This window comes from Pseudomonas syringae, from assembly GCF_021606685.1.
In the GTDB taxonomy this organism is placed as follows: Bacteria; Pseudomonadota; Gammaproteobacteria; order Pseudomonadales; family Pseudomonadaceae; genus Aquipseudomonas; species Aquipseudomonas syringae_R.
In genome coordinates this window covers 69796-82253 of the sequence record NZ_WKCB01000008.1, presented here as the reverse complement: position 1 = coordinate 82253, position 12458 = coordinate 69796, and the positions used below count along the sequence as shown (strand labels likewise).

Here is a 12458-nt window from a genome sequence, read left to right as displayed (position 1 = left end):
AGGGTGAGGCGGCTTACTCCACGGTCACCGATTTAGCCAGGTTGCGCGGCTGGTCCACGTCGGTGCCTTTGAGCACGGCCACGTAGTACGACAGCAACTGCAGCGGGATGGTGTAGAGGATCGGCGACAGGGTGTCGTGGATGTGCGGCATGTTGATGACGTGAGTGCCTTCACCGTTGGTCATGCCGGCTTTCTCGTCGGCGAACACGATCAGTTGGCCGCCACGGGCACGGACTTCCTGCAGGTTGGATTTGAGTTTTTCCAACAGTTCGTTGTTCGGCGCCACGGTGACCACCGGCATGTCGTCATCCACCAGGGCAAGAGGGCCGTGCTTCAACTCGCCCGCGGGGTAGGCCTCGGCATGGATGTACGAGATTTCCTTGAGTTTCAGCGAGCCTTCCATCGCCACCGGGTATTGCGCGCCACGGCCGAGGAACAGGGTGTGGTTTTTGTCGGCGAACAGCTCCGCGACTTTTTCCACGGTGCTGTCCATGGCCAGGGCTTCGCCGAGGCGGGTCGGCAGGCGGCGCAGTTCTTCCACCAGGCGTGCTTCGACGCCTTCAGCCAGGGTGCCGCGCACCTTGCCCAGGGACAGCGTCAGCAGCAGCAGGCCAACCAGTTGGGTGGTGAAGGCTTTGGTGGATGCCACACCGATTTCGCGACCGGCCTGGGTCAGCAGGGTCAGGTCGGATTCGCGCACCAGGGAGCTGATGCTCACGTTGCAGATCGCCAGGCTGGCGAGGAAGCCCAGCTCCTTGGCATTGCGCAGGGCGGCCAGGGTGTCGGCGGTTTCGCCAGACTGGGAGATGGTCACGAACAGGGTGTCGGGCTGCACCACCACCTTGCGGTAGCGGAATTCGCTGGCGACTTCGACCTGGCACGGGATGCCGGCCAGCTCTTCCAACCAGTAACGGGCAACCATGCCGGCGTGGTAGCTGGTGCCGCACGCGACGATCTGCACGTTGCGCACTTTGGCAAACAGCTCGGCGGCTTGCGGGCCGAACGCATTGACCAGCACTTGCTGGTCGCCCAGGCGGCCTTCGAGGGTGCGTTGCACCACAGCCGGTTGCTCATGGATTTCCTTGAGCATGAAGTGGCGGTACTCGCCCTTGTCGGCCGCTTCAGCGCCGTCACGATATTGCACCGCTTCGCGCTCGACGGAATTGCCGTTTACGTCCCAGATCGCCACGCTTTCACGGCGGATGTCGGCGATATCGCCTTCTTCCAGGTACATGAAGCGGTCGGTAACCTGGCGCAGGGCCAGTTGGTCGGAGGCGAGGAAGTTCTCGCCCAGGCCCAGGCCGATCACCAGCGGGCTGCCACTGCGGGCGGCGACCACGCGGTCGGGTTGGCTGGCACTGATCACCGCCAGGCCGTACGCGCCATGCAGTTCCTTGACCGTGGCCTTGAGGGCGGTGGTCAGGTCGCTGTAGTCCTTGAGCTTGTGGTTGAGCAGGTGGGCGATGACTTCGGTGTCGGTGTCCGAGGTGAACACGTAGCCCAGGCCCTTGAGCTGGTCGCGCAGCACTTCGTGGTTTTCGATGATGCCGTTGTGCACCACCGCCAGGTCACCGGAGAAGTGCGGGTGGGCGTTGCGTTCGCACGGCGCACCGTGGGTGGCCCAACGGGTGTGGGCGATACCGAGGCGACCGACCAGCGGCTCACCGGCCAGGGCCTGCTCCAACTCACTGACCTTGCCCGGGCGACGCATGCGCTCCAGCTTGCCGGCGTTGGTGAAAACCGCCACACCGGCGCTGTCATAGCCACGGTATTCGAGGCGCTTGAGGCCTTCGAGCAGGATGGCGGTGACGTTGCGTTCAGCGACTGCGCCTACAATTCCACACATGGTATGTCTCCTAGATGATTGCCGCGCATATCAGCGTAATGCCACGGGCTTGGATCTGGTCGCGGGCCTCATGCGGCAGGCGATCATCGGTAATAAGGGTATGGACGCTGCTCCAGGGCAGCTCCAGATTGGGAATCTTGCGGCCGATCTTGTCGGATTCGACCATCACCACCACTTCGCGGGCGACCTCGGCCATCACGCGGCTCAGGCCGAGTAATTCGTTGAACGTGGTGGTACCGCGCTGCAGATCGATGCCATCGGCGCCGATAAACAGTTGGTCAAAATCATAGGAACGCAGCACCTGCTCGGCGACCTGGCCCTGGAACGAGTCCGAATGCGGGTCCCAGGTGCCGCCGGTCATCAGCAGCACCGGCTCGTGTTCCAGTTCGCTCAAGGCGCTGGCCACGTGCAGGGAGTTGGTCATCACCACCAGGCCGGGCTGATGGCCCAGTTCGGGGATCATCGCCGCGGTGGTGCTGCCACTGTCGATGATGATGCGTGCGTGCTCACGCAAGCGCGTCACGGCTGCACGGGCGATGGCGCGCTTGTAGGCTGAGACGGGCTGCGCGGCGTCGCCTACCAGCTCCTGCGGCATGGTGATTGCGCCACCGTAGCGGCGTAGCAGCAGTCCGTTGCTTTCGAGGGCGGCCAGGTCCTTGCGGATGGTCACTTCCGAAGTTTCGAAACGCTTGGCCAACTCGTCCACGCTGACTTCGCCCTGCTCATTGAGCAAGGCGAGGATGTTGTGGCGCCGTTGGGGTGTATTTCGTTTCGACATGGTGATGATAAGTTTCGTTTCGAAAGATAACGAAGGCAATCAAAACCTATTAGCGAAAGATCGTCAAGCGCGGCGAACAACATTTTTAAGCCACCGCAGATCAAATGTGGGAGGGGGCTTGCCCCCGATAGCAGAGTGTCAGTCGATACATAAGCTGACTGATCCACCGCAATCGGGGGCAAGCCCCCTTCCACATTGATTGTGGATAACTCAGGTCTTTTTGATTTTGACCGGGCGTTTCCAACCGTCGATGTTGCGTTGGCGCGCACGGGCTACGGCGAGCTGCGACTTATCCACATCCTGGTTGATAGTCGAGCCCGCTGCAGTATTCGAACCATCACCGATGGTTACCGGCGCGATCAGCGAGTTATTGGAGCCGATGAATACGTCTTCACCAATCGTCGTCTGGTACTTGTTGGCGCCATCGTAATTACACGTGATTGCGCCGGCGCCAATGTTGCTGCGCGCCCCGATTGTTGCGTCACCGAGGTAAGCCAAATGGCCAGCCTTGGCATCGTCGCCCATTTTGGCGTTTTTCAATTCGACGAAATTACCCACGTGCGCCCTGGCGCCCATCACGGTGCCCGGTCGCAAACGCGCAAATGGACCAGCATCGCTGCCCTCGCCCATCACGGCACCTTCGATGTGACTGTTGGCCTTCACCACCACACCTTTACGCAACGTGCTGTCCTTGATCACGCAGTTCGGGCCGATCACCACGTCGTCTTCGATGATCACGCGGCCTTCAAGGATCACGTTGATGTCGATCAGCACGTCGCGGCCCACGCTGACTTCACCGCGTACATCGAAACGCGCTGGGTCGCGCAGGGTCACGCCTTGGGCCATCAGACGGCGGCCTTCGCGCAGTTGGTAGTGACGCTCAAGCTCGGCAAGCTGCTTGCGGTCGTTGGCGCCCTGCACTTCCATCGGGTCGTGGGGCTGCTCGGTGGCGACCAGCAGGCCGTCACTTACGGCCATCTCGATCACGTCGGTGAGGTAGTACTCGCCCTGGGCGTTGTTGTTGGACAGGCGGCTCATCCAGTCGGCGAGCTTATTGGCCGGGACCGCGAGAATGCCGGTGTTGCCCTCAGTGATGGCGCGTTGGGCATCGCTGGCGTCTTTATGCTCGACGATAGCCGCGACCTTGCCGTCGGCCGTGCGCACGATGCGCCCGTAGCCGGTGGGGTCGTCCAGCTCAACGGTGAGCAGGCCCATCTGGCCCGGCACCACGTGCTTGAGCAGGCGTTGCAGGGTCTGTACTTCAATCAGCGGCACGTCACCGTAGAGGATCAGCACAGTGTCGGCGGTAATGAACGGTACGGCTTGGGCCGTGGCGTGGCCGGTACCGAGTTGTTTGTCTTGCAGCACGAAATTCAGGTCATCCGCCGCCAGGCGTTCACGGACCACATCGGCACCATGACCGATCACCACGTGGATTCGCTGCGGGTCCAGCTGCCGGGCGCTGTGGATAACATGGCCGAGCATGGAATTGCCGGCCACCGGGTGCAGCACCTTGGGCAGGGCCGAGCGCATACGGGTGCCCTGGCCTGCGGCGAGAATGACGATTTCAAGAGACATGAATGGCTACCAATCCTGGGCGGTCCGGCTTCAGACCTGAGAAGTGTTTTGCTGAAAAAGAAAAAGGGTAGCCGAGGCTACCCTTTTTAATCAATCGCGCATGAAGCATGACGGCGTGGCCGCTTACTTCTTGCGGATCTGCTGGAGCGTGCGCAGCTGAGCTGCAGCCTCGGCCAGACGTACAGCAGCAGCGCTGTAGTCGAAGTCCGCACCCTTTTCGTTCAGGGCCTTCTCAGCAGCCTTGACGGCTTCCTGAGCGGAGGCTTCATCCAGGTCGCCAGCACGTTGCACGGTGTCGGCAAGTACCTTGACCATGTTCGGCTGAACCTCGAGGAAACCACCGGAGATGTAAAACACCTCACGTTCCCCGCCTTGCTTGGTCAGCGTGATCGGACCTGGCTTCAAGCTGGTGATCAACGGCGCGTGGCCCATGGCAATACCCAGGTCACCGAGTTCGCCGTGTGCAATCACCATTTCTACCAGACCGGAGAAGATTTCCCCTTCCGCGCTGACGATATCGCAATGGACTGTCATAGCCATCTGATTGCCTCAACCTGATGAGCGCCCGTTTCCGGGCGCTTGGATTACAGTTTCTTGGCTTTCTCGATCGCTTCTTCGATGCCGCCGACCATGTAGAACGCTTGTTCTGGCAGGTGGTCGTAGTCACCGTTGAGGATGCCTTTGAAGCCAGCAATGGTGTCTTTCAGGGAAACGTATTTACCCGAAGCACCGGTGAAGACTTCAGCCACGAAGAACGGCTGCGACAAGAAGCGCTGGATCTTACGAGCACGGTTAACCAACTGTTTGTCGGCTTCCGACAGCTCGTCCATACCCAGGATCGCAATGATGTCCTTGAGTTCTTTGTAACGCTGCAGCACGTACTGAACGCCGCGAGCGGTGTCGTAGTGCTCCTGGCCGATCACGTTCGGGTCCAGCTGGCGCGAAGTCGAGTCGAGTGGATCGACCGCTGGGTAGATACCCAGGGAAGCGATGTCACGGGACAGAACGACGGTGGCGTCCAAGTGGGCGAAGGTGGTCGCAGGCGACGGGTCGGTCAAGTCATCCGCAGGTACGTATACCGCTTGGATCGAAGTGATCGAACCTTCCTTGGTCGAAGTGATACGTTCTTGCAGAACGCCCATCTCTTCAGCCAGGGTCGGCTGGTAACCTACTGCCGAAGGCATACGGCCCAGCAGTGCGGATACTTCAGTACCGGCCAGGGTGTAACGATAGATGTTGTCGACGAACAGCAGAACGTCGTTACCTTCGTCACGGAACTTCTCGGCCATGGTCAGGCCGGTCAGTGCTACGCGCAGACGGTTACCCGGCGGCTCGTTCATCTGACCGTAAACCAGTGCCACTTTGTCCAGAACGTTGGAGTCCTTCATCTCGTGGTAGAAGTCGTTACCCTCACGAGTACGCTCACCCACACCGGCGAACACGGAATAACCGCTGTGCTCGATGGCGATGTTACGGATCAGTTCCATCATGTTTACGGTTTTGCCTACACCGGCACCACCGAACAGACCGACTTTACCGCCTTTGGCGAACGGGCAAACCAGGTCGATAACCTTGATGCCGGTTTCCAGCAGGTCGTTGCCGCCTGCCTGCTCTGCGAACGACGGCGCAGCGCGGTGGATACCCCAACGCTCTTCGGTGTCGATCGGGCCAGCTTCGTCAATCGGGTTGCCCAGTACGTCCATGATCCGGCCCAGGGTCGCTTTACCGACCGGTACGGAGATGGCTGCGCCAGAGTCGATAACGTCCAGACCGCGCTTCAAGCCTTCGGTGGAACCCATCGCAATGGTACGAACTACGCCGTCGCCCAGCTGCTGCTGAACTTCCAGAGTAGTGTCCGCGCCTTGTACTTTCAGCGCGTTGTAGATGCTCGGTACGCTGTCGCGTGGAAATTCCACGTCGATAACGGCGCCGATGATTTGAACGATACGTCCGCTACTCATAGCTGGATCCTCTGAATATTTGAACCGTTAAACCGCGGCAGCGCCGCCGACGATTTCCGAGATCTCTTGGGTGATCGCAGCCTGACGCGCCTTGTTGTAGATCAGCTGCAAATCGCTGATCAGATCACCGGCGTTATCGGTAGCGTTTTTCATCGCGATCATCCGCGCCGCTTGTTCAGCTGCGTTGTTCTCGACCACCGCCTGGTACACCTGCGACTCCACGTAGCGCACCATCAAGCCGTCAAGCAGCTCTTTGGCGTCTGGTTCGTAGAGGTAGTCCCAGTGGTGCTTGAGTTCCTGATCCGGAGTCGCCACCAGTGGAATCAATTGCTCCACGGTTGGCTGCTGGGTCATGGTGTTGATGAACTTGTTGGATACCACGGAGAGGCGGTCAATCCGGCCTTCCAGGTATGCATCCAGCATCACCTTCACACTGCCGATCAAATCATTGATCGACGGCTCTTCACCCAGGTGGCTGATAGCTGCAACGACGTTACCGCCGAAGTTACGGAAAAAGGCCGCACCCTTGCTACCAACAACACACAGATCGATCTCGACGCCGTTTTCGCGGTTTACCGCCATGTCCTTGACCAGGGCCTTGAACAGGTTGGTATTCAGACCACCGCACAAACCACGGTCACTGCTCACTACCACATAACCCACACGCTTGACGGCGCGGTCGATCATGAACGGGTGGCGGTATTCCGGGTTGGCGTTGGCCAGATGCCCAATTACCTGGCGGATACGCTCCGCATAAGGACGGCTAGCAGCCATGCGCATTTGTGCCTTGCGCATTTTGCTGACCGCCACTTTTTCCATGGCGCTGGTAATCTTTTGCGTGCTTTTGATGCTCGCAATCTTACTGCGAATCTCTTTTGCGCCTGCCATGTAACACCTATCAGGTTAGCAAGCGGGAGCCTTGCGGCTCCCGCTGCGGCTTACCAGGTTTGGGTGGCCTTGAACTTCTCGATACCGGCTTTGAGGCCAGCGTCGATTTCGTCATTGAAGTCACCCTTCACGTTGATCTTGGCCAACAAGTCGGCATGATCGCGGTTGAAGTAAGCAATCAGCGCTTGTTCGAAGCTGCCGACCTTGGTGATTTCGACGTCAGTCAGGAACCCACGCTCAGCGGCATACAGCGACAACGCCATGTCAGCGATCGACATTGGGGCGTATTGCTTCTGCTTCATCAGCTCGGTAACGCGCTGACCATGCTCAAGTTGCTTACGGGTCGCTTCGTCCAGGTCAGAAGCGAACTGGGCGAATGCCGCCAGTTCACGGTACTGAGCCAGAGCGGTACGGATACCACCGGAAAGCTTCTTGATGATCTTGGTCTGAGCGGCACCACCCACACGGGATACCGAAACACCGGCGTTCACTGCAGGGCGGATGCCCGAGTTGAACATGGCCGATTCCAGGAAGATCTGACCGTCGGTGATGGAAATCACGTTGGTCGGAACGAACGCGGAAACGTCGCCAGCCTGGGTTTCGATGATCGGCAGTGCGGTCAGGGAACCGGTTTTGCCGGTCACTGCGCCGTTGGTGAACTTCTCTACGTACTCTTCCGAAACGCGGGATGCGCGCTCCAGCAGACGGGAGTGGAGATAGAACACGTCGCCTGGGTAAGCTTCACGGCCTGGTGGACGGCGCAGCAGCAGGGAAATCTGGCGGTAAGCCACTGCTTGCTTGGACAGATCGTCATAAACGATCAGCGCGTCTTCACCGCGGTCGCGGAAGAATTCACCCATGGTGCAACCGGAGTACGGTGCCAGGAATTGCAGCGCAGGAGATTCCGAAGCACTGGCAGCCACGATGATCGTGTTGGCCAGGGCGCCGTTTTCTTCCAGCTTGCGAACCACGTTGGCGATGGTCGATTGCTTCTGACCGATGGCTACGTAGACGCAGAAAATGCCGCTGTTCTTCTGGTTGATGATCGCGTCGATCGCCAGAGCGGTTTTACCGATCTGACGGTCACCGATGATCAGCTCACGCTGGCCACGGCCGACAGGGATCATGGCATCGACAGCCTTGTAGCCAGTCTGTACAGGCTGGTCTACCGACTTACGCCAGATCACGCCTGGAGCAACTTTCTCGACCGCGTCGGTCTCGGTGTTGCCCAGTGGACCTTTGCCGTCAACAGGGTTACCCAGTGCGTCGACTACGCGACCCAGCAGTTCCTTACCAACCGGAACTTCCAGGATGCGGCCTGTGCACTTGGCGCTCATGCCTTCAGCCAGACTGGTGTATGCGCCCAATACAACGGCACCTACGGAGTCTTGCTCCAGGTTGAGGGCCATACCGTAGACGCCGCCCGGAAACTCGATCATCTCGCCGTACATTACGTCGGCCAGACCGTGAATCCGCACGATGCCGTCAGATACGCTGACGACAGTGCCTTCGTTACGGGCTTGGGAGGTCACATCGAGCTTGTCGATGCGGCCCTTGATAATTTCACTTATTTCGGAAGGATTGAGTTGCTGCATTGCTCTGCTGCCCCTTCAAACTCAAGATTTCAATGCTTCGGCAAGGCTCGCGAGTTTGCCGCGAACCGAGCCATCGATAACCAGGTCGCCGGCGCGAATGACAATGCCCCCAATGAGGGACTTGTCTTCCGCAACTTGCAGGCGCACTTCCCGGTCGAGTCGTGCACTGAGAACCTTGGCGAGTTTGTCTTGCTGTTCTTGGTTCAATGCGAAAGCACTGGTGACTTCAACGTCTACCGATTTCTCTTGCTCGGCCTTGTACAGGTCGAACAGAGCGGCAATCTCCGGCAGAAGCGGGAGACGGTCGTTTTCGGCAACGACATTGATGAAGTTCTGCACTTTCACATCAAACTTGTCGCCGCACACTTCAATAAAAGTGGCGGCCTTGTCTGCGCTCGTCAGGCGCGGGGCCTTGAGCACGCGCTGCATGGTGTCGTCTTGCGACACTGCTGCAGCCAGGCCGAGCATGGCTGACCAAGAGGCCAGTTGCTGGTGGGCCTGGGCGTGCTCGAAGGCTGCCTTAGCGTAAGGTCGGGCCAACGTGGTCAGTTCTGCCATGATCGCCCTCGCTTAAATTTCAGCAGCCAGTTTATTAACCAGCTCCGCGTGCGCGTTTTGATCGATTGTGGCACCGAGGATCTTCTCAGCACCGCCGACCGCCAGAGCACCCAGTTGGGCACGCAGCGCGTCTTTGACGCCGTTCAGTTCCTGTTCGATCTCGGCATGAGCCGAAGCCTTCACACGGTCAGCTTCGACGCGGGCTTTTTCAACAGCCTCTTCGACGATCTGGTTACCGCGTTTCTTGGCTTGCTCAATGATTTCAGCTGCCTGTGCTTTAGCATCGCGCAGTTGATGACCCACTTTCTCTTGGGCCAACTCCAGGTCGCGAGCTGCACGGCTGGCAGCGTCCAAACCATCCGCGATCTTCTTCTGACGTTCGTGCAAAGCCGCGATGACCGGAGGCCACACGAACTTCATGCAAAACACTACAAAAATGAAGAACGCAACGGATTGGCCAATCAGGGTTGCATTAATGTTCACGCCAACACCTCGCTCATTCGTTGTCCATCACCCCAATCACTCGAAAATTCGAGTGATTAGCCAGCGAGTTGACCAACGAAGGGGTTCGCGAAGGTGAAGAACAGAGCGATACCAACGCCGATCATGGTCACGGCGTCGAGCAGGCCGGCGACGATGAACATTTTAACTTGCAGCATTGGAACCATTTCTGGCTGACGCGCTGCGCCTTCCAGGAATTTGCCGCCCAGCAGGCCGAAACCAATGGCAGTACCCAGGGCGCCCAGGCCGATCAACAGTGCAACAGCGATAGCGGTTAGACCAACTACAGTTTCCATCTTTCCTCCCGACTTTTACGTCGTATGGTTTAGGTTTTTTAGATTTTAAAGCGGTAAAACAAATCGTTTCATAGCCCGGTAGGGCCCACCTTCCCGTTTCACCGGGAAGGACATCAGACTAGTCGAGACTGGCCTTAATGGTTCTCTTCGTGCGCCATCGACAGGTAGACGATGGTCAGCATCATGAAGATGAAGGCCTGCAGGGTGATGATCAGGATGTGGAACACAGCCCACGCCCACTGCAGAACAATGCCCAGGCCGCTAAGCCAGAGCAGACCGCTGCCGAACATCACAGCGATCAGAATGAACACCAGCTCGCCGGCATACATGTTGCCGAACAGTCGCAGGGCCAGGGAAATCGGCTTGGCGACCAGGGTGACGAATTCCAGCAGGAAGTTCACCGGGATCAGCAGGGCTTGAACGAAGATGTTCTTGCTGCCGAACGGGTGCAGGGTCAGTTCGCCGATGAAGCCGCCGATACCCTTGACCTTGATGCTGTAGAAAATGATCAACGCGAACACCGACAGGGCCATGCCCAGGGTGGCGTTAGGGTCAGTGGTGGATACGGCACGGAACGGAATGTGCGCATCACCCGTGATCAGGATGGCCAGCTGAGGAATCCAGTCGACCGGAATCAGGTCGACGGCGTTCATCAGGAACACCCAGACGAAGATGGTCAGTGCCAGCGGTGCAATCACCGGGCTACGGCCATGGAAGCTGTCTTTCACGCTGCCATCGACGAATTCGACCAATACTTCAACGAAGTTCTGCAGGGCACCTGGTTGACCGGAAGTCGCCTTTTTTGCCGCCATGCGGAAAATCAGGACGAAGATCAGACCCAGTGCGACCGACCAGCCCAGAGTATCCAGGTGGAAAGCCCAGAAGCCCATTTCTTTGGCTTCTGCTGCGGTGTGGGCGAAGCCCCAGCCGCCGTTGGGAAGCTGACCGAAGGTCAGGTTCTGCAAGTGGTGCTGGATATAGCCCGAAGCGGTTGTTTCTGCCATGGTTGCCTCAAACGCCCTAAGGTTTCGAAAGTCTTGTTTTCATTAGCAGGGGAGCGAACCAGCTGACCAGTTGGGTCAACACGAAGACGCCGAATACAGCCAGCGGCGCCAATGGCTTCACACCTGCAAAGGTCAGTGCAAACAGCACTGCCGTCAAAATCAGTTTCCCTGCTTCGCCGGCATAAAAAGACCGGACGATAGCCTGGGCTGCTCGGGCGCCGGAAAACCGAAAGGCCCTGTGAGCAAAATACATATTGGGCAGCAAGGCTATCAGGCCTCCGCAGAGTCCTGAATATCCGGCTACGACTCCATGCCAATACCAAAGCGCCAGTGCGGCGATCAGCAAAATGACAAACTGAGCCAATAAAACCGGAAAAACGGCCAAGCGATGGAACGGCAACGTGTTTGGCGTGCGGGTTTCCATCACTCTTGCTCCTCAATGGTCGGCTGCCGGAAATCAATAACTTGGCATAATTTGTGCCGACAAAATGCGCGCAGAGTATAGGGGCGGTTCTGCCCCTATTCAACTGCCGGGTAGTGATTTCCGATCACGCGCTACATAAGCAAATGTTTCAGCGGATGTGGGCAAGGACGCCCTGAAGCTCATCGAGCGAGTTATACCCGATCACCAATTGGCCTTTGCCTTTCTTGCCGTGGCGAATTTGCACCGCAGAGCCTAGGCGCTCGGCCAGCCGCTGTTCGAGACGGGCGATATCCGGATCAGTTTTGACCGTTTCGACCGGTGCAGGTTTGCCGCTGAGCCACTGGCGAACCAGTGCCTCGGTCTGACGAACGGTGAGCCCTCGTGCGACAACGTGTCGCGCCCCTTCAACCTGTTGATTTTCCGGCAAACCGAGCAAAGCACGGGCGTGGCCCATTTCCAGGTCGCCGTGGGACAACATGGTCTTGATGACTTCCGGCAGCGCAATCAGGCGCAGCAAGTTGGACACGGTAACGCGGGACTTGCCCACCGCCTCGGCCACTTGTTGCTGGGTCAGCTGGAACTCTTGCTGCAAACGCTGCAACGCGATCGCTTCTTCGATCGGGTTGAGGTCTTCACGCTGGATGTTCTCGATCAACGCCATGGCGATGGCGGTTTCATCCGGCACATCGCGCACCATCGCCGGGATGGTTTCTTTGCCAGCCTGCTGGCTGGCACGCCAGCGGCGTTCGCCGGCGATGATTTCAAAACGACCGCTGCCGATCGGGCGCACCACGATCGGCTGCATCACGCCTTGAGCCTTGATCGAGTTGGCCAGCTCTTCCAGCGCCTGAGGGTCCATGTCGCGGCGTGGCTGGTATTTGCCTCGCTGGATCAGGTCCAGGGGCAGGTGCTGCAGCTCGCGCTCGTCGGCCTGCACCGCTTGTTCTTCAAGCGATGTGACGGTCGGACCACTCAACAGTGCATCCAGTCCACGTCCGAGACCTCGTTTCTTGACGGCCATGGGGATTC

At 58.7% G+C, this 12458-nt stretch carries 13 protein-coding genes; all 13 read right to left on the bottom strand.

Features of this window, described 5'->3' with window-relative positions; translation table 11 throughout:
* Positions 1-13: 13 nt before the first annotated feature.
* Positions 14-1846, bottom strand: a complete 1833-nt coding sequence (glmS, locus tag GIW02_RS05500; protein WP_236410571.1) for a glutamine--fructose-6-phosphate transaminase (isomerizing) — start codon at positions 1844-1846, stop codon at positions 14-16.
* A gap of 10 nt (positions 1847-1856) precedes the next feature.
* Positions 1857-2624 carry a DeoR family transcriptional regulator gene (locus tag GIW02_RS05495; protein ID WP_236410572.1) on the bottom strand — a complete coding sequence of 256 codons (768 nt, stop codon included), beginning with the start codon at positions 2622-2624 and terminating at the stop codon, positions 1857-1859.
* 210 nt (positions 2625-2834) lie between these two features.
* Entirely contained in the window at positions 2835-4202 is a 1368-nt protein-coding gene (gene glmU / locus GIW02_RS05490; protein WP_236410573.1) for a bifunctional UDP-N-acetylglucosamine diphosphorylase/glucosamine-1-phosphate N-acetyltransferase GlmU, read from the bottom strand.
* A gap of 123 nt (positions 4203-4325) precedes the next feature.
* Complete coding sequence (locus tag GIW02_RS05485) at positions 4326-4742, bottom strand: F0F1 ATP synthase subunit epsilon (RefSeq protein ID WP_032885166.1); 417 nt, start codon at positions 4740-4742, stop codon at positions 4326-4328.
* A 44-nt stretch (positions 4743-4786) separates the two neighbouring features.
* Positions 4787-6163: a F0F1 ATP synthase subunit beta gene (atpD, locus tag GIW02_RS05480; protein WP_065953331.1), complete on the bottom strand. Its 1377-nt coding sequence runs from the start codon at positions 6161-6163 to the stop codon at positions 4787-4789.
* 27 nt (positions 6164-6190) lie between these two features.
* Positions 6191-7051 (bottom strand): F0F1 ATP synthase subunit gamma, encoded by an 861-nt coding sequence (gene atpG / locus GIW02_RS05475; protein ID WP_003233565.1) that lies wholly within the window; start codon positions 7049-7051, stop codon positions 6191-6193.
* A 50-nt stretch (positions 7052-7101) separates the two neighbouring features.
* On the bottom strand, positions 7102-8646 hold the full coding sequence (gene atpA / locus GIW02_RS05470) for a F0F1 ATP synthase subunit alpha (protein ID WP_236410574.1): 1545 nt from the start codon (positions 8644-8646) through the stop codon (positions 7102-7104).
* 21 nt (positions 8647-8667) lie between these two features.
* Entirely contained in the window at positions 8668-9204 is a 537-nt protein-coding gene (locus GIW02_RS05465; protein ID WP_236410575.1) for a F0F1 ATP synthase subunit delta, read from the bottom strand.
* Positions 9205-9216: 12 nt separating this feature from the next.
* On the bottom strand, positions 9217-9687 hold the full coding sequence (locus GIW02_RS05460) for a F0F1 ATP synthase subunit B (protein ID WP_015886647.1): 471 nt from the start codon (positions 9685-9687) through the stop codon (positions 9217-9219).
* Between the two features lie 56 nt (positions 9688-9743).
* Complete coding sequence (gene atpE / locus GIW02_RS05455; protein WP_002555987.1) at positions 9744-10001, bottom strand: F0F1 ATP synthase subunit C; 258 nt, start codon at positions 9999-10001, stop codon at positions 9744-9746.
* A 134-nt stretch (positions 10002-10135) separates the two neighbouring features.
* Complete coding sequence (gene atpB, locus GIW02_RS05450) at positions 10136-11005, bottom strand: F0F1 ATP synthase subunit A (protein WP_236410576.1); 870 nt, start codon at positions 11003-11005, stop codon at positions 10136-10138.
* A gap of 16 nt (positions 11006-11021) precedes the next feature.
* Positions 11022-11429 carry a F0F1 ATP synthase subunit I gene (locus tag GIW02_RS05445; protein WP_010565865.1) on the bottom strand — a complete coding sequence of 136 codons (408 nt, stop codon included), beginning with the start codon at positions 11427-11429 and terminating at the stop codon, positions 11022-11024.
* A 148-nt stretch (positions 11430-11577) separates the two neighbouring features.
* Positions 11578-12450 (bottom strand): ParB/RepB/Spo0J family partition protein, encoded by an 873-nt coding sequence (locus tag GIW02_RS05440; protein WP_236410577.1) that lies wholly within the window; start codon positions 12448-12450, stop codon positions 11578-11580.
* Positions 12451-12458 lie beyond the last annotated feature (8 nt).

What these genes read in the sequence shown, in the direction of transcription:
- glmS (WP_236410571.1), bottom strand. Translation starts at nt 1,846, where the DNA reads ATGTGTGGAATTGTAGGCGCAGTCGCTGAACGCAACGTCACCGCCATC.
- GIW02_RS05495 (WP_236410572.1), bottom strand. Translation starts at nt 2,624, where the DNA reads ATGTCGAAACGAAATACACCCCAACGGCGCCACAACATCCTCGCCTTG.
- glmU (WP_236410573.1), bottom strand. Translation starts at nt 4,202, where the DNA reads ATGTCTCTTGAAATCGTCATTCTCGCCGCAGGCCAGGGCACCCGTATG.
- GIW02_RS05485 (WP_032885166.1), bottom strand. Translation starts at nt 4,742, where the DNA reads ATGGCTATGACAGTCCATTGCGATATCGTCAGCGCGGAAGGGGAAATC.
- atpD (WP_065953331.1), bottom strand. Translation starts at nt 6,163, where the DNA reads ATGAGTAGCGGACGTATCGTTCAAATCATCGGCGCCGTTATCGACGTG.
- atpG (WP_003233565.1), bottom strand. Translation starts at nt 7,051, where the DNA reads ATGGCAGGCGCAAAAGAGATTCGCAGTAAGATTGCGAGCATCAAAAGC.
- atpA (WP_236410574.1), bottom strand. Translation starts at nt 8,646, where the DNA reads ATGCAGCAACTCAATCCTTCCGAAATAAGTGAAATTATCAAGGGCCGC.
- GIW02_RS05465 (WP_236410575.1), bottom strand. Translation starts at nt 9,204, where the DNA reads ATGGCAGAACTGACCACGTTGGCCCGACCTTACGCTAAGGCAGCCTTC.
- atpE (WP_002555987.1), bottom strand. Translation starts at nt 10,001, where the DNA reads ATGGAAACTGTAGTTGGTCTAACCGCTATCGCTGTTGCACTGTTGATC.
- atpB (WP_236410576.1), bottom strand. Translation starts at nt 11,005, where the DNA reads ATGGCAGAAACAACCGCTTCGGGCTATATCCAGCACCACTTGCAGAAC.
- GIW02_RS05445 (WP_010565865.1), bottom strand. Translation starts at nt 11,429, where the DNA reads ATGGAAACCCGCACGCCAAACACGTTGCCGTTCCATCGCTTGGCCGTT.
- GIW02_RS05440 (WP_236410577.1), bottom strand. Translation starts at nt 12,450, where the DNA reads ATGGCCGTCAAGAAACGAGGTCTCGGACGTGGACTGGATGCACTGTTG.